Origin of the sequence: Caloramator sp. E03 (assembly GCF_006016075.1) — a bacterium.
Classification (GTDB): Bacteria; Bacillota; Clostridia; order Clostridiales; family Caloramatoraceae; genus Caloramator_B.
Genome location: NZ_CP040093.1, coordinates 384,606 through 409,603, shown reverse-complemented (window position 1 = coordinate 409,603; position 24,998 = coordinate 384,606). Strand labels below are relative to the sequence as shown.

23 protein-coding genes are annotated in these 24,998 nt (G+C 32.0%); 22 read left to right on the top strand and 1 reads right to left on the bottom strand.

Annotated features, from left to right (window positions below):
• Positions 1 to 16 precede the first annotated feature (16 nt).
• From FDN13_RS02150 to asnB, 3 genes are all read left to right on the top strand, one after another.
• Positions 17 to 3,196, top strand: a complete 3,180-nt coding sequence (locus FDN13_RS02150) for a type I restriction endonuclease subunit R (protein WP_138978673.1) — start codon at positions 17 to 19, stop codon at positions 3,194 to 3,196.
• A 9-nt stretch (positions 3,197 to 3,205) separates the two neighbouring features.
• Positions 3,206 to 3,919, top strand: a complete 714-nt coding sequence (locus tag FDN13_RS02145; protein ID WP_138978672.1) for a M48 family metallopeptidase — start codon at positions 3,206 to 3,208, stop codon at positions 3,917 to 3,919.
• Between the two features lie 144 nt (positions 3,920 to 4,063).
• Positions 4,064 to 5,902, top strand: a complete 1,839-nt coding sequence (gene asnB, locus FDN13_RS02140; RefSeq protein ID WP_138978671.1) for an asparagine synthase (glutamine-hydrolyzing) — start codon at positions 4,064 to 4,066, stop codon at positions 5,900 to 5,902.
• 53 nt (positions 5,903 to 5,955) lie between these two features.
• On the opposite strand, the gene ychF is transcribed toward asnB, so the two are convergent.
• Complete coding sequence (gene ychF, locus FDN13_RS02135) at positions 5,956 to 7,053, bottom strand: redox-regulated ATPase YchF (protein WP_138978670.1); 1,098 nt, start codon at positions 7,051 to 7,053, stop codon at positions 5,956 to 5,958.
• Positions 7,054 to 7,333: 280 nt separating this feature from the next.
• Between ychF and mraZ the strand changes: the two genes are divergently transcribed.
• From mraZ to nrdR, 19 genes are all read left to right on the top strand, one after another.
• Entirely contained in the window at positions 7,334 to 7,768 is a 435-nt protein-coding gene (gene mraZ, locus FDN13_RS02130) for a division/cell wall cluster transcriptional repressor MraZ (protein ID WP_138978669.1), read from the top strand.
• An 18-nt stretch (positions 7,769 to 7,786) separates the two neighbouring features.
• Entirely contained in the window at positions 7,787 to 8,719 is a 933-nt protein-coding gene (gene rsmH / locus FDN13_RS02125) for a 16S rRNA (cytosine(1402)-N(4))-methyltransferase RsmH (protein WP_138978668.1), read from the top strand.
• A gap of 28 nt (positions 8,720 to 8,747) precedes the next feature.
• Positions 8,748 to 9,215, top strand: a complete 468-nt coding sequence (locus FDN13_RS02120; RefSeq protein WP_138978667.1) for a hypothetical protein — start codon at positions 8,748 to 8,750, stop codon at positions 9,213 to 9,215.
• Between the two features lie 11 nt (positions 9,216 to 9,226).
• Positions 9,227 to 11,395 (top strand): stage V sporulation protein D, encoded by a 2,169-nt coding sequence (locus FDN13_RS02115; RefSeq protein WP_138978666.1) that lies wholly within the window; start codon positions 9,227 to 9,229, stop codon positions 11,393 to 11,395.
• Between the two features lie 56 nt (positions 11,396 to 11,451).
• Positions 11,452 to 12,891: a UDP-N-acetylmuramoyl-L-alanyl-D-glutamate--2,6-diaminopimelate ligase gene (locus FDN13_RS02110; RefSeq protein WP_138978665.1), complete on the top strand. Its 1,440-nt coding sequence runs from the start codon at positions 11,452 to 11,454 to the stop codon at positions 12,889 to 12,891.
• 31 nt (positions 12,892 to 12,922) lie between these two features.
• On the top strand, positions 12,923 to 13,882 hold the full coding sequence (gene mraY / locus FDN13_RS02105; RefSeq protein ID WP_138978664.1) for a phospho-N-acetylmuramoyl-pentapeptide-transferase: 960 nt from the start codon (positions 12,923 to 12,925) through the stop codon (positions 13,880 to 13,882).
• Between the two features lie 10 nt (positions 13,883 to 13,892).
• Complete coding sequence (gene ftsW / locus FDN13_RS02100; protein ID WP_138978663.1) at positions 13,893 to 14,987, top strand: putative lipid II flippase FtsW; 1,095 nt, start codon at positions 13,893 to 13,895, stop codon at positions 14,985 to 14,987.
• 16 nt (positions 14,988 to 15,003) lie between these two features.
• The gene (gene murG, locus FDN13_RS02095) at positions 15,004 to 16,104 is read left to right on the top strand and encodes an undecaprenyldiphospho-muramoylpentapeptide beta-N-acetylglucosaminyltransferase (protein ID WP_138978662.1); all 1,101 of its coding nucleotides are present in this window, start codon (positions 15,004 to 15,006) and stop codon (positions 16,102 to 16,104) included.
• A gap of 66 nt (positions 16,105 to 16,170) precedes the next feature.
• Positions 16,171 to 16,917 (top strand): cell division protein FtsQ/DivIB, encoded by a 747-nt coding sequence (locus FDN13_RS02090; RefSeq protein ID WP_138978661.1) that lies wholly within the window; start codon positions 16,171 to 16,173, stop codon positions 16,915 to 16,917.
• Positions 16,918 to 16,930: 13 nt separating this feature from the next.
• Positions 16,931 to 17,632 carry a DUF881 domain-containing protein gene (locus FDN13_RS02085; RefSeq protein ID WP_138978660.1) on the top strand — a complete coding sequence of 234 codons (702 nt, stop codon included), beginning with the start codon at positions 16,931 to 16,933 and terminating at the stop codon, positions 17,630 to 17,632.
• A gap of 12 nt (positions 17,633 to 17,644) precedes the next feature.
• A complete protein-coding gene (locus tag FDN13_RS02080) occupies positions 17,645 to 18,004 on the top strand; it encodes a small basic family protein (protein ID WP_138978659.1) in 360 nt (119 codons plus the stop codon).
• A complete protein-coding gene (locus FDN13_RS02075) occupies positions 18,004 to 18,717 on the top strand; it encodes a DUF881 domain-containing protein (protein WP_138978658.1) in 714 nt (237 codons plus the stop codon). Before FDN13_RS02080 ends, FDN13_RS02075 begins: the two co-directional genes overlap by 1 nt.
• Before the next feature lie 148 nt (positions 18,718 to 18,865).
• Positions 18,866 to 20,125, top strand: a complete 1,260-nt coding sequence (ftsA, locus tag FDN13_RS02070; protein ID WP_138978657.1) for a cell division protein FtsA — start codon at positions 18,866 to 18,868, stop codon at positions 20,123 to 20,125.
• A gap of 22 nt (positions 20,126 to 20,147) precedes the next feature.
• Positions 20,148 to 21,236: a cell division protein FtsZ gene (ftsZ, locus tag FDN13_RS02065; RefSeq protein ID WP_138978656.1), complete on the top strand. Its 1,089-nt coding sequence runs from the start codon at positions 20,148 to 20,150 to the stop codon at positions 21,234 to 21,236.
• Positions 21,237 to 21,470: 234 nt separating this feature from the next.
• Complete coding sequence (gene spoIIGA, locus FDN13_RS02060) at positions 21,471 to 22,361, top strand: sigma-E processing peptidase SpoIIGA (RefSeq protein ID WP_138978655.1); 891 nt, start codon at positions 21,471 to 21,473, stop codon at positions 22,359 to 22,361.
• A gap of 11 nt (positions 22,362 to 22,372) precedes the next feature.
• Complete coding sequence (sigE, locus tag FDN13_RS02055; RefSeq protein WP_138978654.1) at positions 22,373 to 23,110, top strand: RNA polymerase sporulation sigma factor SigE; 738 nt, start codon at positions 22,373 to 22,375, stop codon at positions 23,108 to 23,110.
• A gap of 111 nt (positions 23,111 to 23,221) precedes the next feature.
• Positions 23,222 to 23,995 (top strand): RNA polymerase sporulation sigma factor SigG, encoded by a 774-nt coding sequence (gene sigG, locus FDN13_RS02050; protein ID WP_138978653.1) that lies wholly within the window; start codon positions 23,222 to 23,224, stop codon positions 23,993 to 23,995.
• 106 nt (positions 23,996 to 24,101) lie between these two features.
• Positions 24,102 to 24,398, top strand: coding sequence for a YlmC/YmxH family sporulation protein (locus FDN13_RS02045; RefSeq protein WP_138978652.1), 297 nt, complete (start codon positions 24,102 to 24,104; stop codon positions 24,396 to 24,398).
• Positions 24,399 to 24,536: 138 nt separating this feature from the next.
• Positions 24,537 to 24,992, top strand: a complete 456-nt coding sequence (gene nrdR, locus FDN13_RS02040; RefSeq protein ID WP_138978651.1) for a transcriptional regulator NrdR — start codon at positions 24,537 to 24,539, stop codon at positions 24,990 to 24,992.
• Positions 24,993 to 24,998 lie beyond the last annotated feature (6 nt).

Here is a 24,998-nt window from a genome sequence, read left to right as displayed (position 1 = left end):
GTTGGGAGGGGGTTAAATGTCCTATTTAGGAAATGAAGAAAGCCTTGTGGAGCTACCTGCCATAAGGTATATAAAAGAAAAATTAGGTTATGAGTTTATAGAGGGAGATAAACTATCAGTAATGAATGGAGAAAGGGAGTCCCTTTCTGATGCTGTTTTAATAAATAGACTAAAAAAGGCACTTAAGAGATTAAATCCTTGGATGGATGAAAACAGCATAAACAAAGCTGTAAGATACATTACCAATGCCAATACATTAGGCACATCCCTTCTTGAAATAAACGAAAAAATATATAATGTACTTGTTGAACTAAATTTTGCAGTGGAGCAGGACTTAGATGGGAGTGGAAAAAAGAAGTTTCACACAGTTCATTTTATAGACTTTGAAAATATTGAAAACAACGATTTTTTAGTAACAAGGCAGTTTGAAGTACAAACCCTTTCAGGCGGCAAGATAATACCCGATATAGTAGTATTTATCAATGGAATACCTGTAGTTGTTATTGAATGTAAATCACCGTTTTTAGAAAAGAACAGTAATGAAAATATAGGTAAAAAGGAAGCCTATGAGCAGCTAAGAAGATACATGAATGAGAGGGATATATCCCTTGGAGAAGGAAACCCAAAGCTTTTTTATATAAACTTCTTTACAATGATTTTAAACAAATACCATGGATATATTGGAACAATAAGTTCAAAATATGACCACTATCTTGAATGGAAGGACCCATATCCATTTCAAAAAAGTGAGATTGAAGGTCTAGAAAACTTTGGACAAAACATACTACTTCAGGGAGTTTTAGAAAAGAAAAACCTTCTTGATTTAATGAGAAACTTTGTTTTATTTGAAACAGAAGGTGGAACAACAATAAAAAAGGTGTGCAGATACCAGCAGTTTAGAGCAGTAAATAAGGCAATAGATAGAATACTAAATGGAAGGGATAAACTCCAAAGGGGTGGAGTTATATGGCATACACAAGGTTCAGGCAAATCCTTAACTATGGTGTTTTTAGCAAGAAAGATTAGAAGAATAGATGAACTAAAAGATTCGACAATAGTTGTTGTAACAGATAGAATAGATTTAGACAAGCAGATTTACAACACCTTTGTAAGAACACTATCTAAAACAACAACCCCAGTTAGAGCAGAAACAATTTCACAGATGAAGGAACTTCTATCAAAGGCACAGCCGCAGATTATTATGACAACTATACAAAAGTTTGAAAATGAAACAGAGGAAAGGGAAGTAATTGAAGGTGGTGTAAAAAATACAAGGAAGTTTATAAAGGAATACGAGGTTTTAACCAATAAATCCAATGTGATAGTCCTTGCAGATGAGGCACACAGAAGCCAATATAAAGATACTGCAGCAAATTTAAGGAAGGCACTTCCTAATGCTGTGTTTATTGGCTTTACAGGAACACCAATAGATAAAGAGGATAAATCAACACCAAGGACATTTGGTGGATATATTGATAAATATTCAATTCAGCAGGCTGTTGATGATGGTGCAACTGTAAAAATAGTCTATGAAGGCAGAAAAAATGAACTTCAAATAAAGGGAGACAGCTTAGAGGATATTTTCTGCGAAGCCTTTGAGGACAAAACAGATGAAGAAAAGGAAGCAATTAAGCAAAAGTATGCAAATAAAAGAGCTATAATTGAAGCAGAATCAAGAATAGAAGATATAGCAAAGGATATATTATACCACTATAAAGAAAATGTGCTTCCTAATGGATTTAAGGCACAGATTGTATGTATCAGCAGAGAAGCCTGTGTTAAGTATTATAATGCACTAAATAAATACATGAAGGATATTTTAGGGGAAGGCTATGAGGCAAGGGTTATATTTTCAGGAAGCTTAAATGACCCTCCACACCTAAAGGAACATTTTACAACAAAACAGCAGCAGGATGAGATTATAAAAAGGTTTAAAAAGCCTGTTGAAAAGGATAAGCTTTGCTTTATTATTGTAAAGGACATGCTCTTAACAGGATTTGATGCACCAATTGAGCAGGTTATGTATTTAGATAGACCTCTAAAGGAGCACAACCTTCTTCAAGCTATTGCAAGGGTAAACAGAACAAGCGTAAGGGAAGTTGAAAGGGAAATTGAAGAAGGTAAGATAGAAAAAGTAACAATAACAAAACAGTGTGGTTATGTAGTTGATTACTATGGAATTACAAATTTCTTAGAAGAGGCACTTGCTATATTTGATAAAGAAGACCTTGGAACACCTATGTATTCTATGGATGAAATATATAAAGAAATGCTATCGGTAAGAGAAGCGATAATTAGAATGTTTAGGGGAATAGATAAAAACAATCTTGATGAACTTGTAAATGCTCTAAAGATGGAGGATAAGAGGGCAGAGTTTGAAATAGCCTATAAAAAGTTTTCATCCTATGTAGAGGCACTACTTCCACTTCATGTAGGGAATGATATATTAAACGATTTAAAATGGCTTTCATATATAAGGGCTGCCTGCAAGGCAAAATATGAACCTTCAAAGAATTTAGATATATCCGATTGTGGTGAAAAGGTTAGAAAAATTATTGAGGAACATTTAAAATCAAAGGGAGTAGTGCAGTGGATAAAACCAATTACATTGTTTGAAGAGGATTTTAAAAACAAGGTAGAAACATTAAATTCTGATGAGGCAAAGGCATCAGCTATGGAACACGCAGTAAGGCATGTAGTTAATGTTAAAATGGATGAAAACCCTGTTTACTACACAAGCCTTCTTGAAAAGCTTCAAAAGATACTTGATGAAACAGAAAATAGCTGGATAGATAGAAAGAAGAAGCTTGAGGAGTTTATTGAAAAGGAAGTTAAGAAAGGGCTTGAGAGTGAGGCAGAAAAGATAGGACTTAGCAAAAAGCAGTATGCTCTATATCAAACAATTAAAAAGATTGTTTTAGATGAGGATATAGATGTGGTAAAAGAGGAAATAGCTGTTTATATAGCAGCAGATACAGAGGATACCGTTAAAAATATTACAAAGGAAGTTGATGAAATATTAAAGGACACTCCAATCGATTGGGCAACTAATCCAACTAAAACAAATGATGTGCAAAGAAGTATAAGAATGTATTTAATAAAGAGATACTTTAAGACACTTGGAAGGGACAAAATTGATAAACTAACAGTAGAACTTCTAAACTTGGCAAAGATCCATTATGCTGCAAAGGAATAGAGGGATTATATGAAGCTTAAATTTCAGTATGGGACAAGGACAATAGAATTTAATTTAGAGTATAAAAAACGCAAAACAGTTGAAATATCTGTTAAGGCACCAGATATAGTAATCGTTAAGGCACCTTTAGGGGTAGAAGATGAAAAGATTATAGAAATAGTAAAAAAGAAGGCGGACTGGATTGTAAAGAAGCTATTTTTACTAAATGATGTGGAAAATAGGCCAATAAAAAGGGAATATGTAAATGGTGAGTCCTTTATGTATTTGGGAAGGAATTACCCCCTTGAGATTGTAATAGATGAAAAAGTTAGAAAGCCTATTGTAAAGCTTTTAAACGGTAAATTTTATGTTACGGTAAAAAGTAAAGATGGTGATATTATTAAAAAGGCTATGGAAATGTGGTACAGGGAGAAGACATTAGAAAAGGCAAAGGAAAAAGTAGAATATTTTCAAAGGTATTTTAACAAAACTCCAACAGGCATTAGGGTAAAGGAGCAGAAAAAAAGATGGGCAAGCTGCACCTATAGGGATGAGCTTTTGTTTAACTACAGATGCAGTATGGCAAGATCAGATGCCTTTGACTATATTGTAGTTCATGAGATGTGTCATCTTTATCACAAAAACCATTCAAAGGATTTTTGGAATTTAGTCAGCTCAATATTGCCAGATTATAAAAAAAGAATTGACTATCTTAAAAAGTATGGTGTTAGGATGGATTTATAATAAATTTTAAATTTATGTAAAGGGAGGCGCTAATTGGTGCCTCCCTTCATATTATAGTTTATTGAAGAATAGTCAGGGGAAAAAGTATTGGTAAAAATATTTTTCTTTAACAAATACTTCGAAATAATTAAGGGAGGTATAGCTTTGTGTGGTATAGCAGGTTGGATAAATTATAATGAGAATATAAAAAACAGATTTAAAGACATTAAAAATATGACTAAGGTACTTTCAAAAAGAGGGCCTGATGAAGAAGGATATTATAGTGGTGAAGAAATACTTTTAGGACATAGAAGGCTTGTTGTTGTTGACCCTGCAGGAGGGCATCAGCCAATGATTAAAGAATATGGCGGAAATAAATATGTTATTGTGTATAACGGAGAACTTTATAACACAGAGGAATTAAGGAAGGAGCTAATAAATCTAGGATACACATTTAAATCCTATTCAGATACAGAGGTGCTGTTGACAACATTTATACACTATAAAGAAGATTGTGTTTTGCATTTAAATGGAATATTTGCCTTTGCTGTATGGGATGAAACTAAAAAAACTCTTTTTATGGCAAGGGACCATTTGGGAGTAAAGCCTTTATTTTATGTTTTAAATGATGGTGAAATTATTTTTGCCTCTGAAATAAAAAGTTTACTTCAACATTCTAAAATTAAGGCTGTTTTAGATAAAGATGGCATAGAAACTTTATTTGCACTTGGGCCTTCAAGGTCACTTGAAAATGGTATATTAAAAGGGATAAAGGAAGTTCCACCAGCACATTGTTTAACCTTTTCAAAGAATGGTTTTAATATAAAAGAATATTGGAAACCAAAAGCATATAAAAACAACCAAACATTCAATGAGTGTGTAGACAATGTTAGGCAACTTGTTTTAGATGCTATAAATAGGCAACTTTCTGCAGACGTAAAGGTTTGCACATTTCTTTCAGGAGGTTTGGATTCAAGTATAATTTCAGCTGTTGCAGGAGAGTTTTTTAAAAACAAAGGAACAGTTCTTGAAACATTTTCGATAGATTATGAAGGCAATGAAAAGTTCTTTAAAACTAATGAATTTATTCCCAACTCAGATAAGCCATATATTAAAATGATGGTAGATTCAATAGGAAGCTTACACAGAAATATTGTAATAACACAGGAGAAGCTTATTGATTATTTAGATAAGGCTGTTTTGGCAAATGATTTGCCAGGGATGGCAGATATAGATTCATCACTTTATTTGTTTTGCAAGGAAATAAGGAAGAATGCAACAGTTGCCTTATCTGGAGAATGTGCAGATGAAGTTTTTGGAGGATACCCTTGGTATTTAAAACAGGATGATATAAATTATAAAGGTTTCCCTTGGCTTAAATCTATTGAAATTAGAAGGGCAATTTTAAATCCTGCAATTAATTTTGATATTGAAGGAAAAATTAAATATAACTACGAAAATACAATAAAACAGGTTGATTATCTAGAAGAAGACGATGAATTTACAAGAAAAATAAGAGAGAAGTTTTATTTAAACATTAAATGGTTTATGATTACTCTTTTAAATAGAAAAGATAGAATGAGTATGTCAAATAGCCTTGAGGTTAGAGTTCCTTTTGCAGATTACAGGTTAGTAGAATATGCATATAACATTCCACCAAAATATAAGTTTTATGATGGAAGGGAAAAGGGTATATTAAGGATGGCACTTCGAGGTATTCTCCCAGATGAAATAATAGATAGAAAAAAATCACCTTATCCGAAAACACATAACCCCAAATATACAGATTTAATTTGTAAAAAAGTAAAGGAGATTATTGATGATAAAAATGCACCTATAAATCAAATAATAAATAGAGACTTTTTAATTGAAACGGTTGATAAAAGAGCAGAAAATATAAATTGTAATTGGTTTGGTCAACTTATGAGTGGGCCGCAAACCCTTGCATATATATATCAAGTTAATAAGTGGCTTGAGGAGTATAATATAGATATAGTTATTTAAAAGATGTTAATAAAAAGCCACTAAAAGCTTTGAGCTTTTAGTGGCTTTTTATGTTAAACGTTGAATCTAAATACAACAACATCTCCATCCTGCATAACATAATCTTTTCCTTCAGATCTTATTAACCCCTTTTCCTTTGCAGCAGTTTCTGAGCCACACTTTATAAGAGTTTCAAAAGGAACAACTTCTGCTCTTATAAATCCTCTTTCCATATCTGAATGTATTTTTCCTGCAGCTTGAGGTGCTTTCGTTCCCTTTTTAATTGTCCATGCTCTGACTTCTTTTGGTCCTGCAGTTAAAAAGCTTATTAGACCTAAAAGCTTATAGCTTGCTTTAATAAGCCTGTTAAGCCCTGGTTCTTCAAGACCATAATCCTTTAAAAATTCTTCCTTTTCATCTTTATCAAGGGATGCGATTTCCTCTTCTATTTTAGCACATATAGGAATAACTTCTGAGCCTTCTTTTTTAGCGTACTCTTCAACGGCTTTTACATAAGCATTGTTTTCATATCCTTCAAGAAGCTCATCCTCTGAAATGTTTGCAGCATAAAGTACAGGTTTTGATGTTAATAGGAAGTATTGTTTTAAAAGTTCTCTTTCGTCATCGTTCATTGGTAGTGTTCTTGCAGGTTTTCCACTTTCAAGGTGATTATATAGCCTTTCCATAAATTCTAATTCCTCTTGAGCTTTTTTATCTCCAGAACGGGCTGATTTTCGAGTTTTATCTATTCGCTTTTCAAGGACCTCCATATCAGAGAATATAAGCTCAAGGTTTATAGTTTCAATATCTCTAATAGGATTTACGCTGCCATCAACATGTACTATATTTGGATCTTCAAAACACCTTACAACATGAACAACAGCTTCAACTTCTCTTATATGTGAAAGAAATTTGTTTCCTAATCCTTCACCTTTACTTGCTCCCTTTACAAGACCTGCAATATCATAAAACTCAATAACTGCAGGGGTATATTTTTCAGGGTTATACATCTTTGCAAGTTCATCAAGTCGGTAGTCAGGTACTGCAACAACTCCAACGTTAGGTTCTATTGTACAAAATGGGTAGTTTGCAGCTTCGGCTCCAGCCTGTGTTATTGCATTAAAAAGCGTGCTTTTACCTACGTTTGGTAAACCCACTATTCCAAGTTTCATATATATCTTCCTTTCTCTGCTTTTATATCTTAACAAGAATGTTATACAAGAGATTATGGAGTTAATTTTTATGAATATCAAATAAATTATAAACTAAAGCGGTGGATATAGCAATATATAGGTTTTTATATTAATTATAATAAAAAATTTATATAAATTATAAAATAAATTAAATTTTAAGTTTTGTTAAATAAGAAGGAATTTTAACTTTTATATAGAATAATACTTAGTGTAGTGGTTTAAAGTGGAGTAAAGTGGAGTAAAGTTGTGGTGTTTTTAAATGTTTATTGGGGAATATCAACATGCAATTGATAGTAAAAATAGAATAATAATTCCATCAAAGTTCAGAGAGGAACTTGGAAGCACATTTGTGATTACTAAAGGCCTCGATGGATGTCTTTACTGCTACCCAATGGATGAGTGGAAAAAGCTTGAGGAGAAGTTAAAAGCTCTTCCACTAACTAATAAGGATGCCAGAGCCTTTGTAAGGTTTTTCTTTTCCGGGGCTGCTGATATAGAAGTGGATAAGCAGGGAAGAGCTCTTATACCTCAAAACCTGATTGAATATGCAGGTATTATAAAGGAAATAGTAAGTATAGGAGTTTCAAACAGGATTGAGATATGGAGCAAAGAGAAGTGGGATGAATATAATGAGCAGAACATAAATTACGAAGAAATTGCAGAAAAGATGTCTATCCTTGGGATAGGAATATAAACTATAAGGGATGATGATATGGAATTTAAGCATAAATCTGTATTACTTAATGAATGTATAGAAGGTCTTAATATTAAAAAAAATGGAGTATATGTGGATGGCACATTAGGTGGTGCAGGACATTCAAAGGAAATTTTAAGTTGCCTTAATAACGAAGGAACTTTAATTGGTATAGATCAGGATACTAATGCTATTGAAGCATCAAGGAAAAGACTTTCACAATACTCTAATATTATATTTGTTCATGATAACTTTTCAAATATAAAAAATATACTAAATGAACTTAATATTAATAAGGTAGATGGGATATTGCTTGATTTAGGGGTTTCATCACATCAGCTTGATGAACCTGAAAGAGGGTTTAGCTATATGCATGATGCACCACTTGATATGAGGATGAACAGTAACAGCAGTTTTTCTGCAAAGGATGTAGTGAACGAATATTCGAAGGAAAAATTAGAGAAGGTAATAAAAGAATATGGAGAAGAAAAATGGGCTTCAAGGATTGCTGAATTTATTGTTAAAGAGAGGCAAAAGAAGAGGATAGAAACAACTTTTGAACTTGTAGATATAATAAAGGCAGCAATTCCTGCTTCAGCAAGAAGGGAAGGACCACATCCTGCAAAGAGAACTTTTCAGGCAATAAGGATTGAAGTTAATAGAGAGATAGAGATATTAGAAAATGCTGTTAATGATTGTATAGATGTATTAAAAAAAGAAGGAAGAATTTGCATTATAACTTTTCATTCTCTTGAGGATAGGATAGTTAAAAATGTATTTAAAAAGAGAGAAAATCCATGCACATGCCCTCCAAGTTTTCCAGTATGTGTATGCAACAGTAAACCAGAAATAAGAATTGTAAGTAAAAAACCGATTTTACCATCGGATGAAGAGATTTTAGAAAACCCAAGATCAAGAAGTGCAAAGCTTAGGATAGCTGAAAAATTATAGGTTCTAAAGGGATATGGGGGTGAATAAATTGGTAATGGTAAAGAATAAAAAAACATATACCTATGGAAATGTTGCATACAATATTGAAGTAGATAATAAAAACAAAGAAAAAACCGTTCAGGCTCCAAAAACTAATAATAAAAAGAAAACAAAGGCTAAACTTAAGATAATGTCTTATATCACCGCATTATTCATGCTTTCTTTTTTGAGTCTTTGTAGATTTGCAACTATAATAAGAATTACGAATAATATTCACAAGATAAAAAATGAAATTAAACAAGTTCAAAAGGCTAATGAAGATTTAATGGTATCAATGGCGAAATATAATAATATAAAATATATAGAATCAACTGCTGTTGCTAAATACGGTATGGTTGTACCAAGTAATGAAAGTGTAGTATATCTTGATGTTAAACCACTTACAGCGTTAGCTGAAAAAGAAGTAAAAACTGATAAGTTATCCTTTGTTAAAAGACTGCTTGGATTAATATATTAGGAGGTATCCAGTTGAATACCGAACATAGAACTAATATTACAGTAAAAAAAAGAATTGTTTTCTTATTGTTAGTTATATTTATATTGCAAACGGTTATTGTAGGTAGGTATGCTTATGTTCAGATTATGTGGGCTCCTCAGCTTCAAAAATGGGCAGTAGAGCAATGGACTAATGATATTAGAATATCAGCACGTAGAGGAAATATACTTGATAGAAATGGTAACCCTCTTGCAGTAAGTGGTAACGTTGAGAGGGTAGATGCTTTTTTAAAAGATATCAATGATAAAGAAAAGAATAAAAAGATTACAAAAGAAGAGATAGCTGAAAAGCTATCTCCTATTTTGAATATGAGTAAAGAGGATATACTATCAAAACTGAATAAAAAATTGTCCAATGGTGCTCCAGTTGCTTGCGTTACTATTGCAAGAAGAATTGAAAAGGAGCAAGGGAACAAGATTAGGGAGTTAAAACTTCCTGGAATAATAGTTTCAGAAGATACAAAGCGCTATTATCCAAATGGCAACTTTTTAGCCCAGGTACTTGGAAGTACAAATGTAGATGGTGATGGGAGATCAGGAATTGAACTTCAGTACAACAATGAACTAAAGGGAGTTCCAGGAAAATATATGGGAGAAACTGATGCCTACCATAGAGAGCTTCCATATAAAATTGCAAATTATTATCCACCAAAGAATGGTAATGACATAGTACTTACAATAGACCAATATATTCAATATTATACTGAAAAAGCGTTAGAAAGGGGATTATCTGAATACAAAGCAAAACAAATATCTGCCATAATAATGGATCCTAAAACTGGTGAAATACTTGCTATGGCTTCAAAGCCAGATTTTGATCCAAATAATCCTGTTAAGGGATCCGTTGAAGAGTCTTTAAAGCTTTGGAAGAATAGAACTGTAAATTATAACTTTGAGCCCGGATCGATACTTAAGGTTATTACTGCTGCAGCTGCAGTAAATGAAAACTTAGTTAGCGATTCGGACAGATTTGTATGTAATGGTTCTTATAAAGTTGCAGATAGAATAATACACTGCTGGAGAAGGCAGGGACATGGGGTCCAAAATTTTGCACAAATACTACAAAACTCATGTAATGTAGGTTTTATGATACTTGGAGAAAGAATAGGAAAAGAAAGGCTTTATAAATATTATAATGCCTTTGGACTTGGAAAAAAGACAAATATAGACCTTCCAGGGGAGGAAACTGGTATAATAAGGCCTATAGATAAAGTTGGAAAAGTTGAACTTGCAACAGAGGCCTTTGGTCAAGGTATATCAGTTACAAGTATACAATATCTTACTGCCTTTGCTGCAGTTGCAAATGATGGTAAACTTGTAGAGCCTCATATTGTAAAAAAAATATTAAGTACTGATGAAAATGGCAATACTTCAGTTGTAAAGGAAATTCAGCCAAAAGTTGTAAGACAGGTAATAAGCACAAGCTCTGCTAAAAAGCTAAGAGAAATACTTGAAAGTGTTGTAACTTACGGGGCAGCGAAAAGAGCATATATAGAAGGATATCATATAGGAGGAAAGACTGGAACAGCACAGGTTGTTGAAAATGGGCGATATGCTCCTGGAAAATATATTTCTTCATTTGCAGCTATGGCTCCAAGTAATGACCCTAAATTTGTTATGATACTTACAATTGATGAGCCTGATCCTTCAAACTATTATTCTGGTAGTACTGCTGCACCTCTTGCAAAAACACTTTTTGAAGATTTATTTAGGTATCTAAATATGCAGCCTGATACAGGTACAAATTCAGCTCAAAAGACGCCAGTTGAGGTTATTATACCTGAGGTCAGGGGATTAAGTGTTGATGAAGCAGGTTCAGTATTAAAGAAAAACAACATAGATTATGAAGTTCAAGGAAACGGGAATGTTGTTTATGATATTAGCCCTAAACCTGGAGTTAGTGTTTATGAAAACACAAAAATAACTTTATATCTTGGGGTTGAAAAGAATACTAATGCTAAGGTTGTAGTACCTGATTTTAAAGGTATGACTAAAAAGGAAATAGATGATTTAGCAAAATCATTAGAATTAAATGTTGTTTTTATGGGTGATGGAATAGGAGTTTCACAGGATATAAATCCGAATACTGAAGTGTCAAAGGGTACACGTATTAAAGTCATATTGGAACAGCCAGAAGATTAATACCTTAGCACAATATGGTTACCGTATTGTGCTATAAATATTAAGGAGTGGTCGTTATGAAAATATTAGAGATATTAAAAAACGTAGAATATATATCAATAAAAGGAGAAGAAAAAGATATTGAATCCTTGGCTTATAATACATCCAAGGTAAAAAAAGGAAGTATGTTTTTTTGCATAGAAGGTTTCAAAACTGATGGTCATATTTTTGCTCAAAAGGCAGTTGACAGTGGAGCTTATGCTATAGTTGTAAGTAAAGATGTAGAGGTTAAAGGGAATGCTACGATAATTAAGGTTAAAGATACAAGGGAGGCTATGGCATTAATGTCAGCTAATTTCTATGGAAATGTTGCTGATACTATGAATATAATTGGTGTTACGGGAACTAATGGCAAAACTACATCTACCTTTATGATTAAATCAATATTAGATGCTTATAATAAAAAAACAGCACTTCTTGGAACGATTTATAACATAATAGGAAGCAAAAAAGAAGAAGCTAAAAGGACAACTCCTGAATCTATGGATTTACAAGAGATGTTTTATAACATGAAAAAAGAAGGTATAGAATACTGTGTAATGGAGGTTTCCTCACATTCCCTTGAGCTTAAAAGGGTTTATGGAGTTAAATTCAAAGCTGGCATTTTTACAAATCTAACACAGGATCATCTTGACTTCCATATAACTATGGAAAACTATTTTAATGCAAAGATGAGACTTTTTGATTGGTGCGATGTTGCAGTTATTAATACAGATGATGAATATGGCAAAAGAGCAGCTAAAAGTATAGAGGGGAAGGTTATAACCTTTGGAATAGAAAATGAAGCACAGGTCATGGGTGAAAATATAGTTATAAGTGAAAAAGGAACCAATTTTAATATTAAATATGAGGATAAAGTATTACCTATAAGTCTTAATTTGCCAGGAAAGTTTAATGTATATAATGCTCTTGGAGCTGCAGCTGCTTGCATTGGAATTGGAATTCCGATTGATTGTGTTAAAAAAGGTCTTGAAAGTTTAGAGGTAGTACCTGGAAGAAGTGAAAAAATAATATCAAAGAAAGGATTTACTATAGTCATAGATTATGCGCACACTCCCGATGGGATAGTAAATATCTTAAAAACAGCAAGGGAATATACAAAAGGAAGGCTTATAACTCTCTTTGGATGTGGAGGAGATAGGGATAAGACGAAAAGACCTCTTATGGGAAAAGCTGCAGGAGAACTGTCGGATTTTTGCATAGTAACCTCTGACAATCCTAGAAGTGAAGAGCCGATGGCAATTATAGGGGATATACTTCCCGGAATAGACAAAACAGGATGTCCTTATGTTATAATAGAGGATAGGAAACAAGCTATAAAGTATGCAATTGAAAATGGGAAGGAAGGAGATGTAATTGTCATTGCAGGTAAGGGACATGAAACCTATCAGATTTTAAAGGACAAAACTATTCACTTTGATGAACGTGAAATAGTTTGGGAGTTGCTTGGAGAATAGATACTTTTGACAAGACAGGAGAGTTGATAAAATGCAGATAACTATTTACGCAACAATAATTTCTTTTATTATAGTTCTAATATTAGGGCCTGTAATAATTCCAGCATTAAAAAGGTTTAAATTTGGACAAAACATAAGGGATGATGGCCCCAAAAGCCATTTAAAGAAAGCTGGTACCCCTACTATGGGAGGTATAATATTTATTCTAAGTATTATAATCACAACAGCATTAGTTGCAAAAAAAATGTCTGGATCATTATGGGTTGCCCTTATAACAACTGTTGGATATGGATTTATAGGATTTCTTGATGATAGCCTAAAGATTATAAAAAAAAGAAGCCTTGGGCTTAGAGCTTATCAAAAGCTAATTGGGCAAATTACATTTGCATTTATACTTTCTTATTTTGCTTATACGAATAAAGATATTGGAAGTCTTATACACATACCCTTTACCAACAAAATGGTAGATTTTGGAGTAATGTATATACCTTTTATGATGTTTGTTATAGTTGGGGTAACTAATTCTGTTAATTTAACAGACGGACTTGATGGACTTGCTTCTGGTGTAACACTTATTGTTAGCATATTTTTTGCTATTGTCACTTACGGATTAGGAGATAAAGATCTCTCACTTTTTTGTGGAGCTCTTGCAGGAAGTCTTCTTGGCTTTTTAAAATACAACTCCTATCCTGCACAGGTTTTTATGGGAGATACAGGTTCATTAGCACTTGGAGGAGCAATATCAGCTCTTGCAGTACTTTTAAGGATGCCTTTTATACTTGTAATTGTAGGTGGAATTTATGTTGTTGAAACTTTATCAGATATAATACAAATAATATCCTTTAAAACTACTGGAAAGAGGGTATTTAAAATGGCCCCTCTTCATCATCATTTTGAGCAGGAAGGTTGGCATGAAACTAAGATAGTTGCTTGGTTTTGTATATTTACAGCTATATTATGCCTTATTGGATTTTTAGCAATAAGTTTTTAGGAGGTAAAAAATGAATAAAAAAAGTGGTATGATTGATTTTCCACTTTTTATCGTTATATTAATATTATTGGCGATAGGAATAAACATGGTTTTTAGTGCCAGTATGTGGGAAGATAAGCAGTTTTATAATGATAGCTTTTACCACCTTAAGAAACAACTTATATGGGCAGGTCTTGGTATTATTACTATGCTGTCTGCAGCTTGTTTTGACTACAAAAAATTAAAGAATAAAAAACTCATTCTATTTGGAATGATAGTTACTATTTCTCTGCTTGTTATTGTATTATTTATGCCACCTATAAATGGTTCAAGAAGATGGATTGGTATAGGTAGTTTAGGAATACAACCTTCAGAGATAGCAAAACTTATGATGATATTATACGCTTCAGATAATATAACAAGAAAAGGTGATAAGATAAAAACTTTTTCCAAAGGGATACTTCCAGTGCTTATTGTAGCTGGTATGTTTGCCCTTTTAATTATAAAAGAGCCAAACATGAGTACTACAGTAATAATTGTAACAGTTGCTTTCATTCTTTTATTTATAGGGGGAGCTAATATAGGACAATTAGTACTGATATTTGCTTTTGGTGTAGGTGCTGCTATATTAGGTATAGTATTAGAACCATACCGCTTTAAAAGGTTTCTGGCCTTCAAAGATCCATGGGCAGATCCATTGGGTGATGGATATCAAGCTATACAGTCCCTATATGCTTTAGGTTCAGGAGGATTGCTTGGTGTTGGGCTTGGACAATCACATCAAAAGCTATATTATATACCAGAGGCACAAAATGACTTTATATTTTCAATAATAGCAGAGGAGCTTGGATTTATTGGAGTATTATTTATTATAATTTTATTTGCTATATTGATATGGAGAGGATATAAAATAGCTCTTAACTGTAAAGATAAATTTGGAAGCCTAATGGCAACAGGTATTACATCTCTTATTGCTGTTCAATCAAGTATTAACTTTTTAGTTGTAGCATCATTTATGCCAATTACTGGGGTTACTTTGCCACTTATAAGTTATGGAGGTTCTTCACTCTTATTTACTATGTTAGCTTTAGGAGTACTTCTTAATATTTCAAGGCAAAATGGATGAAATGGAGTTGATTTATATGAAAGTAATAATATCTGGAGGAGGTACGGGAGGGCACATATATCCCGGCGTTGCAATAGCTAAAAAATTAAAGGAAAGACATTCTAACTGTGAAATACTATTTATTGGAAGTAAAAATGGGCTTGAAAAGAAACTGATACCAAAAGAAGGGTTTAAAATAAACTTTATAACTGTTGAAGGTTTAAATAAAAAGCTTTCTTTAAAGACTCCTATTTCAGTTATGAAGGCTTTTAAAGGTTATTTTCAAGCCGCATCTATTATAAAGCAGTTTAAGCCTGATATTGTAATTGGAACAGGTGGATATGTATGTGGCCCTGTGGTTTTTGCTGCTGCATTAAAAGGAATTCCAACTATTATACATGAACAAAATGCCTTTCCAGGAATGACTAACAAGATATTAGCCCATTTTGCTTCTAAGATAGCTATAACCTTTAAAGAATCTGAAAAGTATTTTCCAAAAAATAAAATTGTTTTAACAGGGAATCCTATACGAAGTCAGATATTAAATCAAAATAAATCTAAATGCAGAGCAGTATGGAAATTTGATATTAATAGACCTTTGATTTTAGTAGTTGGAGGAAGTAGAGGAGCAAAAAATATAAACAATGCAGTATGCGATATAATACCTTCTCTTATTGAACAAAATATACAGCTTTTGTTTGTTACTGGAGAAACACAATATGATGAAATAGTTAAAAAGCTAAATTATAAGAAAAACGATAACAAATTTAAAGGCGTTGTAATAGAGCCTTATATATACAATATGCAGGATGCTTTAGGTGCCTGTGATATTATAATAAGCAGAGCAGGGGCTACTATACTTTCAGAGATAACTGCCCTTGGCATTCCTGCAGTTTTAATACCGTCTCCTTATGTTGCAAATAATCATCAGGAATATAATGCAATGTCTCTTGAACAAAATGGTGCTGCTGTTGTTATTAAAGAAAATCAATTAAAGAGTGATATATTTAAAGAGCAGGTAATAAGCCTTATTAATAATAAAGAAATGCTTGCAAAGATGTCTTCAAATTCTTTGAAACTTGCAGTGCTTGATGCTTCGGAAAAGATATGCAATTTGATTGAAGAGCTTATAAAATAAATTTATTTTCTTATTATTTAACATAAAAGACATAATGTTGCTTTATATTGTAAAGAGGTAGATTTTATGAAAAATGAAAGGATTGAAAAAAAGATAAGAAGGAGAAGAAAGTTTTTAAATGTTTGTTTCCTTTTAATTTTTATAGGAATATTTTTAACAATAGCTTTAAAATCAAAATATTTTGTGATAAATAAAATTATCATAAATAATAATAAATATGTAAAAAAAGAAGAGTTGCTTGCCCTTTGCGAAGCTAAAGGAAAGAATATTTTTTTAGTTAAAAAAGACAAAATCAGTGAAAAAATAAAAAGCAATCCTTATATTGAAAGTGTTAACATAAAAAAGAGACTTCCATCAACAATTATTATTAATGTACAGGAAAAAAAGGTAAAAGGACTCATAAAGTTTGATAATGCTTTTATTAATTTAGATGAATCTGGGAACATGATTCAAACTGTAAATCAATTTCCTGATGGAAGTATTCCTTTAATTGAAGGGATAAGCGTTAAACAATATATTCCCGGTCAAAATATAGCACAAAACAATCCAACTTATCAAAAAGTATTAAAGGAGGTATTGTCAATAACCGATTTTAAAGAATGTAAAAATGTTTTTTATAGTATAAATATAAGTGATCCTTTAAATATAGTACTAACAACAAAGAGTGGAATACAGGTGTGTATAGGTGATTCTACAAACCTTGAATATAAGTTATCTTATGCTATCTCTATTTTAAATAACGAAGAAGTTAAGAAAAACAAAGGAATTATAGAAATATTACCTGAAGGAACAGCTATATTCAGAAAGAATTAAAGGAGTGGAGAAAGTGAAAGGGTTGAAATATCAGCTTGTGATAGGCTTTGTATGTATTATATTAGGACTTATGATATCTCTTCAATTCAAATCAATGAGTGGTATAAGAAGTAAATATAGCTACAAAAGGATAGAGGATCTTGTAAGTGAAGTTGAAACTTTAAGAAAACAAAGGGATGAGCTTTCATCAAAGGTACAGGAATACCAAAAAAAGGTTGATGAAATAGAAAAGGCAGTAGCAAGTGAAAGTGAAGTTGCAAATCAGATGAAAAAAGAGATTGATAGTTTAAGATTTCTGTCAGGGCTTACTGATGTAGAAGGTCCAGGAATTATTATGACTTTAACTCCTTCAAATGATGTTAAAAATTCAGAAACTTCCATGATATATTCAACAGATTTAATTGACATAGTAAATGAACTTAATGCAGCAGGAGCAGAGGCAATATCAATAAATGAGCAAAGATATGTTGGAAGAACTCAAATTAAAGAGGCAGGAGCAACAATTAAGATAAACGATGAAAAGTTTAGCCCTATAGATACTTTTGTAATTAAGGCTATAGGGGATCCTAAAGTACTTGAAGGAGCCTTTAAAATACCTGGTGGAATTAAAGATAAGCTTGAAGAACTTGCAGGTATAAATGTTAAAATAACAAAAAGTGATAATATAAAAATATTAAAATACAACAAAAGTATAGATTATAAGTATGTAAAATAGGAAGGTGATAGAATGATACCTTTAATTGGACTAATAATCGGTATATTAATTGGAATATTCCTTAAGATAAACATTCCAACTTATTTAACAACTTATGTTCCAGTGGCAATTTTAGCGGCTTTAGATTCGGTATTTGGAGGTTTTAGAGCAGCACTTGAAAATAAATTTGATTCAGATATTTTTATTTCTGGATTTTTTGTAAATATTATTCTAGCTGCAGGGCTTACCTATCTTGGAGACCAATTAAATGTTCCCATATATTTAGCAGCTGTATTGGTCTTTGGAAGCAGGATTTTTAATAATTTTGCAATTATAAGAAGAATATTGCTTGAAAAAGGTAGAGCAAAACTCAAGCATAAGGAGGAACAATAATGAAGTTGAATGAAGGAAGGCTTCTCCTTCTGTTTACTGGCATAATGACTGGGGTATTTTTATCATCATTTATTGTAAATACAGCTTCAAAGCCGACTATTATTCTTACTTATCAGCAATATCAAAAATATAATCAGGAAGCTAACGAACTAAAATCTGAGCTTAAAGGACTATATATGGATGAGAGAGATTTAAGAAATAAACTTAATAACTATTATACTAATACACAAAAGAATAAAAACGTCACGGAAACGTTGAAAAAAGAACTTGAAGAAGTTAAACTATTTGCAGGAGAGAAAAGTATAAATGGTCCTGGGGTTGAAATAGAAATTGATGACAGTCATGATTATTTGAATAATGAAGAGATAATGAATTATATAACCCATAACACTGATTTGCTAAGTATTGTAAACGAGCTTAGAAATGCTGGGGCTGAAGGCATATCAATAAATGGGAAAAGGTTTTACGAAAGAACTGCTATAACCTGTGAAGGATCGGTTATTATGGTCAATGGTGAATATATTGTTCCACCTTTTCAAATTTCTGCAGTTGGTGATCCTGAGGCACTTATATATGCCTTATCAATTCCAGAGAGTCATGTTGCTCAAATGAAGGAAAGGGGACTTTATGTAAAAATAATAAAAAGGGATAATATAAATATAAACCAATTGAATTATAGATTTCTACCTAAATATATAAAACAATCAAAATAGAAAGTTAAAATTATTGATAAAGTTTAAAGATTTAATTACGAAATATATAAAAAGATAAATTTTTGTTAACTTTTTATTTTTTTTAAGAGGGAATTTGTTTGTTTTGTTGAATATTAAAATTAAGAACAGAAGAAGGAGGTTAGATGTGATGGGTAATATAGTTGTATCGTTGGACATAGGTTCTTCTAAAGTATGTGTATTGATTGCAGAAATGAACAAAAAGCAATTTAATATACTTGGTGTTGGAACCTCCGAATGCAAAGGCGTCAAAAAAGGGATTATAGTTGATATAGATACAACTGTTGAAGCAATTACTAATGCAGTAAAGCAGGCTGAACAAATGGCCAATATGAACATAAAATCAGTTTATGTTAATATTATAGGAGGATACACAACCTTATATAAAAATAAAGGAGTAATTGCTGTATCAAGGGAAGATAAGGAAATAACCCAGGACGATGTTAAAAGAGTTTTACAGGCTGCAAAAGTAGTGGCTGTCCCAGCAGATAAGGAAATAATAGATATAATTCCAGAGCAGTTTATAGTAGATGGATACAGTGAAATAAAAGATCCTGTTGGAATGGTAGGAGTTAGGCTTGAAGTTGATGCTAATTTAATAGTTGCATCTTGTACGACTGTTCAAAACATAATAAGAAGTGTTCAAAAAGCAGGTCTTACAGTTGATGGTATAATAGTTGAGCCTATCGCTACTTCAACAGTTATTTTAAATGATGATGAAAAGGAATTAGGAGTTGCTTTAATAGATGTTGGAGCTGAAACCACAGACATATCAATTTTTAAGAAAGGATCTCTATGTTATAGCAAGGTAATTCCTGTTGGTGAAAATCACATAACCAACGATATTTCTATTATACTTAAAATATCTTCAGCCGATGCTGAAAAGATAAAAAGGCAGTATGGTGTTGCACAAGCAAGCATGATAAAAAATGATGATATAATAAAAATCAACAATTTAGCAGGAAAAGGTCAGAAGGAAATTCATCTTTTAGAAGTTGCAGAAATTATAGAGGCACGACTTTCTGAAATACTATACATAATAAGGAATGAAATTGATAAAAGCGGGGCATTGAACAGCTTAGCGGCTGGAATTGTGATAACAGGTGGAGGGCTGTTTAATATAAAAGGCATACAGGACATGGCTCAATCATACTTTGATATACCAGTAAGGTTTGGATATCCAAACTTCATTGGTGTTGCAAATCCAATTTATGCAGCTGCAGTAGGAATGGCAATGTATGAATTGAAACAGAAAAAAACTAGTTCTATTGATTATCAATCTATGCATGCAGAAAAAGAAATTGCAGTAACTGAAGAGGAAGACTATGAGGAAAAAGAAAAGCATAGTATATTTACCAAAATTAAAGAATTCTTAGCAGACTTTTTTTAAAATACAAAAGGAGGTATTAATTGTGCTTGATTTTGAATTTGAAGTTGATCAAACAGCTATAATAAAAGTTATTGGTGTTGGTGGTGGTGGAAATAACGCTGTAAATAGAATGATAGATTTTGGACTAAAGGGTGTTGAGTTTATTTCTATCAATACTGATAAACAGGCTCTTTATCTTTCAAAAGCAGGTCAAAAGATTCAAATAGGGGACAAACTTACTAAAGGTTTAGGGGCAGGAGCCAATCCTGAAATTGGTGAAAAAGCTGCAGAAGAAAGTAAGGATGAAATAACTCAGGCACTTAAAGGAGCAGACTTGGTGTTTATAACAGCGGGCATGGGTGGAGGAACAGGTACAGGTGCTGCTCCGGTAGTTGCTCAAATTGCAAAGGAGCTTGGAATACTTACTGTTGGAGTTATAACTAAACCTTTTTCCTTTGAAGGCAGACCAAGAATGCGTAATGCAGAACAGGGTATTTCAAAGCTTAAAGATAGGGTTGATACTTTAGTTACAATACCAAACGATAGGTTATTACAAGTAGTAGACAAAAAAACACCAATACAGGAAGCTTTTAGAATTGCAGACGATGTATTAAGGCAAGGTGTCCAGGGTATATCTGACCTTATTACTACACCAGGACTTATAAATGTTGACTTTGCTGACGTTAAAACAATAATGTTAAATCATGGTTTAGCTCACATGGGAGTTGGAAGGGCTTCAGGAGAAAACAGAGCTGCTGAAGCTGCAAAGCAGGCAATATCGAGTCCTTTACTTGAAACAACTATAAATGGGGCTATGGGGGTACTCCTTAACATAACTGGAGGACCTGGACTGACTTTATTTGAAGTAAATGAGGCAGCAGATCAAGTTAAGCAAGCAGCAGATCCTGATGCTAATATAATATTTGGTGCAGTTATAGATGAGAATTTAGAAGATGAGATAAGAATAACAGTAATTGCAACAGGATTTGAAAAATATAATGAGAATAAAGCTGCAAAGAAGGAAGAACAAAAGGGAGAAAGCAAACAGATAGTTAAGGATATTGAAATCAATGTTTCAGATGATAATCTTGATATACCTCCATTCTTTAGGAACCAAAGAAATAGAAGATAATTAGTTTGTGAATAGTTAAATGAGGAGAGTTTGTAATTAAAAAATCTATATATAACCCACGTAAAAATATAGTGGCGTTGTATGTAGATTTTATTTTTTTTTTGGTATTTATTTAAAAATTTAATCATAATTTTATAAAAAAAATTATATTTATATTTTTATGAACTGACAAATTTTACAACATAATGGTTCTATAATGTAACTATAAGATGATGTCAACTGCGGGGTGGACTTATGGGGGATGTTGTTTATATAGATGTACTTGTGCTTGAAAATTTCTTTATGAATTTTCTTTTACTATATATTTTAAAAAGGATATGCAAACACAATGCAAATATATGGAAAATAGCAATAGCTGCTTTAATTGGGGCTTTATATATAATTTTTATTTTTAGTCCTGATTTTAATTTCATGTATACCCTTCTTATGAAATTTATGATGTCACTAATTATGATTGTAATTGCTTTTACTCCAAATAAAATTAAGGATTTAATAAGGATTGTTATACTATTTTATATTGAGGCTTTTATAACTGGGGGAAGCATATTGGCAATATTTTATCTTACAAGAAATGAAATAAATATTACAGGAGGGGCAATTATTACAAATCTATCATCAGGTTATATGATAGCAGGTATACTTATAGCAATATTATTTGTAAAGTTAGGCTTTGATTATTTTGAGAACCATTACCGTACTGAGGGAAATAAAGTTGACATGCAGATTGTACTGGAGGATAAAAAGTGCAGTATTACTGCTCTTATAGATACAGGAAATACTCTAAAAGACCCTGTAAGCAATGTTCCTGTTATAGTTGCATATCTAAAATCTGTACTTGAGTTATTTCCTGAAGAACTTAAGGAATATATTTTAAAGGATTACAATTATGAAACACTGACACAAAAAATAATATCTTCTTCATTGAAGTCAAGAATTAGAATTATACCTTTTAGAGCTTTAGGTACTGAAAATGGTATTTTAATTGCCATAAGGGCTGATATGGCTGTTGTAAAGTATAAGAACAAAAATAATATTGTATTTGAACCTATTATTGCATTATATGACAAGCCTATATCAGTAGATGGGGATTATGAGGCTCTTGCTTATCCAGAAATATTAAAATAGGAGTGATTATTATGAAATCTCTTAAAAAATTTTTTAATTCAGTTAGGAAAAAATTAAAAGAGCTATTCAACTTTATACAGTGGAAAATATTTAATTTACAGGATATTTTTTATATTGGAGGAGCTGAAGCACTTCCACCTCCTCTGAGCAATGAAGAGGAGAAGAATTTAGTAGATCAATTACGTCAAGGAAATGAAGGAATAAGAACTGTGCTCATAGAGAGGAATTTAAGGCTTGTTGTATATATTGCAAGAAAATTTGAAAACACTGGGATTAGCATTGAGGATTTGATTTCCATTGGTACTATAGGGCTTATTAAAGCTGTCAATACATTTGATCCAACAAAGAGAATAAAGCTTGCAACCTATGCTTCAAGATGCATAGAAAATGAAATACTTATGTATCTTAGAAGAAACAGCAAGGTAAGAGGAGAGATATCCTTTGATGAACCTTTAAACGTTGATTGGGATGGAAATGAGCTTCTTTTATCTGATATATTAGGAACAGATAACGATCTTATATATCACTATATAGAAGATGAAGTTGAAAAACAGCTTTTAAGGAATGCAATGACAAGGTTAAGTAGTAGAGAAAAGCAGATTATGGAGTTAAGGTTTGGACTTGATGGTGGATCTGAAAAAACACAAAAAGAGGTAGCAGACATACTTGGCATTTCACAGTCGTATATATCAAGGCTTGAAAAGAGGATTATAAAAAGATTAAGAAGAGAAATAAGTAGAATGATATAGAGATAAATTTTTAAATTGTAATATTTACTTAATTAATTTACTTTTTGAATAAAAAAAAATCCCTTCGGAAATAATTTTAATACAACCAATCTGAAGGGGATGAAGCAGACAATGATTACAAACAAAGTTGAAATTTGCGGAGTTAATACGTCAAAGCTGCCAGTTCTAAGTAACGAAGAAATGAGACAATTAATTGTAAAGATGCGACAAGGGGATAAGGAAGCAAGAGAAAAGTTTATAAATGGAAATCTTAGGCTTGTACTTAGTGTTATACAAAGATTTAATAATAGAGGAGAAAACGTAGATGACTTATTTCAAGTTGGATGCATAGGATTAATAAAAGCAATTGATAACTTTGATCTTAGTCAAAACGTTAAGTTTTCAACTTATGCAGTTCCTATGGTAATAGGAGAGATTAGAAGATATCTTAGGGATAACAATTCAATAAGGGTAAGCCGTTCATTAAGGGATATTGCATATAAAGCACTTCAGGTAAGGGATGGTTTAATATCTAAAAACAATAAAGAACCTACAGTATCAGAAATAGCAAAAGAACTAAATATTCCTATGGAAGAAGTTGTATTTGCATTAGATGCTATTCAGGATCCTGTATCTTTATTTGAGCCTATTTACCACGATGGTGGTGATGCTATCTTTGTTATGGACCAGATTAGCGATACAAAAAATCATGACGACACATGGATTGAAAACATATCTATAAGGCAAGCACTTCAAAAGTTAAACAAAAGGGAAAAACTTATTTTAACTTTAAGGTTTTTCGAAGGAAAAACGCAGATGGAAGTTGCACAAGAGATAGGTATTTCCCAGGCCCAGGTTTCAAGGCTTGAAAAGTCAGCTTTAAACCACATGAGAAAATACATTTAGTTTAAATATAATGTTTATAAGCAATATGAAGCTACAATTTCATATTGCTTTTTTATGTATTTAAAAAGATGAAAAATCATATACTTTATTGATGGAGGTGAACTTGATGAAAGAGAGATTTCAAACAAAAGATACTCTTACAACATCCGATTTAAGGCAGATGGAAGTCATAGATATTGCAGAAGGAAAAAGACTTGGATTTATAAGTGATATTATATTTGATGATGATTTAAAAAGGATTGAGAGCATAGTTATTCCCCCTCAGAATAGTTTTTTGTTTATTTTTAAAAAAAAGGATGAGATACAAATAAGATGGAACCAAATAAAGGTAATTGGAGTTGATGTAATTCTCGTTGATACATCAACAAAAAATGCAAACGATGAAAAGGATAAAACTTTATAGTATTCTTAAGAAAAAAAGTGAAAAGCTATTAAATAATAATTAAATAGTTTTTAAAAAAATATTTTTAATTTGATAAAACTATATATAGATTATATAATTAACTTCGATACTATATATAGATAATACTGAGGTGAGCAAATGAAATGCCCGTTTTGTGATTATGAAGAAACTAAGGTTATTGATTCAAGGCCTACTGAGGATAACACCTCTATAAGAAGGAGAAGGGAATGTTTAAGGTGCCAAAAAAGGTTTACAACCTATGAAAAGGTTGAGGATATTCCCGTATTTGTTATAAAAAAAGATGGAAACAGGGAATCATTTGATAAAAGGAAAATTTTAAATGGAATTTTAAAGGCATGTGAAAAAAGACCTGTTTCTATTTTACAGATGGAGTCTGTTGCTGATGAGATAGAAAAGCAAATATATAATACAATGCAGCAGGAGGTTCCAAGCAGCTTAATAGGAGAGCTTGTAATGAAAAAATTAAAGGAGCTTGATGATGTTGCTTATGTAAGATTTGCATCAGTATACAGGCAGTTTAAAGATATTAATACCTTTATGGAGGAGCTTCAAAAAATACTAAAGGAAAAATAGGAGGAT

What these genes read in the sequence shown, in the direction of transcription:
- FDN13_RS02150 (WP_138978673.1), top strand. Translation starts at nt 17, where the DNA reads ATGTCCTATTTAGGAAATGAAGAAAGCCTTGTGGAGCTACCTGCCATA.
- FDN13_RS02145 (WP_138978672.1), top strand. Translation starts at nt 3,206, where the DNA reads ATGAAGCTTAAATTTCAGTATGGGACAAGGACAATAGAATTTAATTTA.
- ychF (WP_138978670.1), bottom strand. Translation starts at nt 7,053, where the DNA reads ATGAAACTTGGAATAGTGGGTTTACCAAACGTAGGTAAAAGCACGCTT.
- mraZ (WP_138978669.1), top strand. Translation starts at nt 7,334, where the DNA reads ATGTTTATTGGGGAATATCAACATGCAATTGATAGTAAAAATAGAATA.
- rsmH (WP_138978668.1), top strand. Translation starts at nt 7,787, where the DNA reads ATGGAATTTAAGCATAAATCTGTATTACTTAATGAATGTATAGAAGGT.
- FDN13_RS02110 (WP_138978665.1), top strand. Translation starts at nt 11,452, where the DNA reads ATGAAAATATTAGAGATATTAAAAAACGTAGAATATATATCAATAAAA.
- mraY (WP_138978664.1), top strand. Translation starts at nt 12,923, where the DNA reads ATGCAGATAACTATTTACGCAACAATAATTTCTTTTATTATAGTTCTA.
- ftsW (WP_138978663.1), top strand. Translation starts at nt 13,893, where the DNA reads ATGAATAAAAAAAGTGGTATGATTGATTTTCCACTTTTTATCGTTATA.
- murG (WP_138978662.1), top strand. Translation starts at nt 15,004, where the DNA reads ATGAAAGTAATAATATCTGGAGGAGGTACGGGAGGGCACATATATCCC.
- FDN13_RS02090 (WP_138978661.1), top strand. Translation starts at nt 16,171, where the DNA reads ATGAAAAATGAAAGGATTGAAAAAAAGATAAGAAGGAGAAGAAAGTTT.
- FDN13_RS02080 (WP_138978659.1), top strand. Translation starts at nt 17,645, where the DNA reads ATGATACCTTTAATTGGACTAATAATCGGTATATTAATTGGAATATTC.
- FDN13_RS02075 (WP_138978658.1), top strand. Translation starts at nt 18,004, where the DNA reads ATGAAGTTGAATGAAGGAAGGCTTCTCCTTCTGTTTACTGGCATAATG.
- ftsA (WP_138978657.1), top strand. Translation starts at nt 18,866, where the DNA reads ATGGGTAATATAGTTGTATCGTTGGACATAGGTTCTTCTAAAGTATGT.
- spoIIGA (WP_138978655.1), top strand. Translation starts at nt 21,471, where the DNA reads ATGGGGGATGTTGTTTATATAGATGTACTTGTGCTTGAAAATTTCTTT.
- sigE (WP_138978654.1), top strand. Translation starts at nt 22,373, where the DNA reads ATGAAATCTCTTAAAAAATTTTTTAATTCAGTTAGGAAAAAATTAAAA.
- sigG (WP_138978653.1), top strand. Translation starts at nt 23,222, where the DNA reads ATGATTACAAACAAAGTTGAAATTTGCGGAGTTAATACGTCAAAGCTG.
- FDN13_RS02045 (WP_138978652.1), top strand. Translation starts at nt 24,102, where the DNA reads ATGAAAGAGAGATTTCAAACAAAAGATACTCTTACAACATCCGATTTA.
- nrdR (WP_138978651.1), top strand. Translation starts at nt 24,537, where the DNA reads ATGAAATGCCCGTTTTGTGATTATGAAGAAACTAAGGTTATTGATTCA.